Origin of the sequence: Thermogutta sp. (assembly GCF_014359955.1) — a bacterium.
Taxonomy (GTDB): Bacteria; Planctomycetota; Planctomycetia; order Pirellulales; family Thermoguttaceae; genus Thermogutta.
Genome location: NZ_JACIYL010000781.1, coordinates 1 through 2,038, shown reverse-complemented (window position 1 = coordinate 2,038; position 2,038 = coordinate 1). Strand labels below are relative to the sequence as shown.

Annotated in this window: 2 protein-coding genes; both read right to left on the bottom strand. The window is 61.0% G+C overall.

Annotation, left to right across the window (positions count from 1 at the left end):
• Positions 1-595: OB-fold nucleic acid binding domain-containing protein (locus tag H5U08_RS16915; protein WP_297035766.1), on the bottom strand; the 595-nt coding region annotated here is incomplete at its 3' end.
• A gap of 150 nt (positions 596-745) precedes the next feature.
• The gene (locus tag H5U08_RS16910) at positions 746-1,804 is read right to left on the bottom strand and encodes a thioredoxin-disulfide reductase (protein ID WP_297035763.1); all 1,059 of its coding nucleotides are present in this window, start codon (positions 1,802-1,804) and stop codon (positions 746-748) included.
• Between the last annotated feature and the right edge of the window lie 234 nt (positions 1,805-2,038).

The following is a 2,038-nucleotide window of genomic DNA, read 5'->3' as shown; positions in this document are numbered from 1 at the left end:
GGCCGAAGAAGTCCTGGCTGGGATTGCGTGGCTCCTTGGAGAGCGGGTCCAGAGTCGTGACGCGGAACATGGCCCCCGCCCCTTCGCAGTCGGAGGCCGTGATAATCGGCGTGTGGATGTAAAGGAAACCCTCCTCCTGAAAGAAACGATGGATGGAAAAGCTCATCGCGTTGCGGACCCGCGCTACAGCGCCGAAGGAATTCGTGCGGGGACGTAAATGCGCGATGGTTCGCAGGAACTCGTAGGAATGCCGCTTTTTCTGGAGGGGATATTTTTCCGGATCGGCCCAGCCGTACACGACGATGCGGCTGGCCAGCACCTCGGTGGCCTGTTCCCGGCCGGGCGATGCCTGCACCACCCCCTCCACAGCGATGCTGCAGCCAGTGGTCAGGCGTTTCACTTCGCTCTCGTAATTGGGAAGGCGATTGTCCGCGATGATCTGGATGTTGCCCAGGCAGGAGCCGTCATTCAGCTCCAGGAAGCTGAAGCCGCCTTTGGAGTCTCTTCGGGTGCGAACCCATCCCTGGAGGAGGACCTCTTTTCCAATCGCCTCCGGACGCCGTGCCTGAGCGACAGAAATTTTTTCCGCCATCATTGCGCCTCCGTGAATGTTTTCCTCGGCTCGCTGGATCGGCTTCTCCCGGCGGACGCACTCCGTGAGCCTTTCGTCTGGAGACCGCCGACTCCGGCCGTCCCTGCGCCGGTCGTGGAGAATTCTCCCCGTCCAATTCCTCTCGCGAACCGATCAACTCTCCTGGGCAGCCAGCCATCGCTCGGCATCGAGGGCTGCCATGCAACCGCTGGCGGCCGCCGTCACCGCCTGTCGGTAGTAGTCGTCGGCGACATCTCCCGCCGCAAAGACTCCTTCCACACTTGTGTAGGTGCGGAACGGCGTGGTCAGTTTGATGTAGCCCTTGTCCGTCAGCTCGAGCTGACCTTTGAGGAAGGCCGTGTTGGGCGTGTGGCCGATGGCCAGAAACATCCCGCTTACCTCGATCGTCAGGTCGGGTTCACCCACCGTGCTCTTCAGGCGAAGGCCCGTCACCCCGTTTTCGTCGTCGCCGAGGACCTCATCGACAACGCGGTTCCAGAGGATTTCGATCTTGGGGTGAGAGAGTGCCCGCTGGGCCATGATCTTCGACGCCCGAAGCTGGTCCCGCCGGTGCACGAGATAGACTTTCGACGCCCAATGGGCCAGATAAGTGGCTTCTTCCACAGCGGAATCACCGCCCCCGATGACGGCCACCGGCCGGTTTCGAAATCGCGGCAGAGCCCCGTCGCACACGGCACAGGCACTGACCCCTTTGTTTTTGAATCGTTCTTCAGAAGGCAGCCCCAGATAGTTGGCGCGGGCGCCGGTTGCCACGATCACCGCCCGACTCTCATAGGTCTCTCCGTTAGAAGCCTTCAAGCGGAACGGCCGGACGGAAAAGTCAACTTCCACGATGTCTTCCGTGATGACCCGCGTGCCAAAATGGATGGCCTGCTGCCGCATGAGCTCCATCAACTCGGGGCCGGTGATTCCGTGTTTGTTATGCGGGGGAAGATAGGCACGGCGTTCCTCCGGCAGGGCCGTTTCCAGATATCCGGAGAGGTCCCCCGGCGGAAATCCCGGAAAGTTTTCCACCTCGGTGGTGAGGGCCAGTTGCCCCAGGGGGAGCGTGCCGTTTCGGGCATTTTCTTCGTTGATCGCCCCCTCGAAGAGCAGCGGATTAAGAGCGGCACGGGCCGCATAAATGGCCGCCGTCCACCCGGCGGGCCCGCTACCGATAATGATGACTTTTTCAACCTGTTTTTCGGCCATTGGTCTCACCTGCGCTCCCGAATGTCGAAATACCTAACCGGTCAGCTTGAGAATCACTCATTATATGGCAGATGGAAGCCTTCAGATAGGGAAAACTCCGCCGGGCGTGCCAAGCGCGTGCCTCCAAGATACGGACCCGACAAGTAGATTGGGCCCGACAAGTGGGTCAGTGCGAAGAGGCGGATCCGAGGGGCACGCTTGTCGTGCCCGGTTCCACGTATGGAGTGCGGGGCT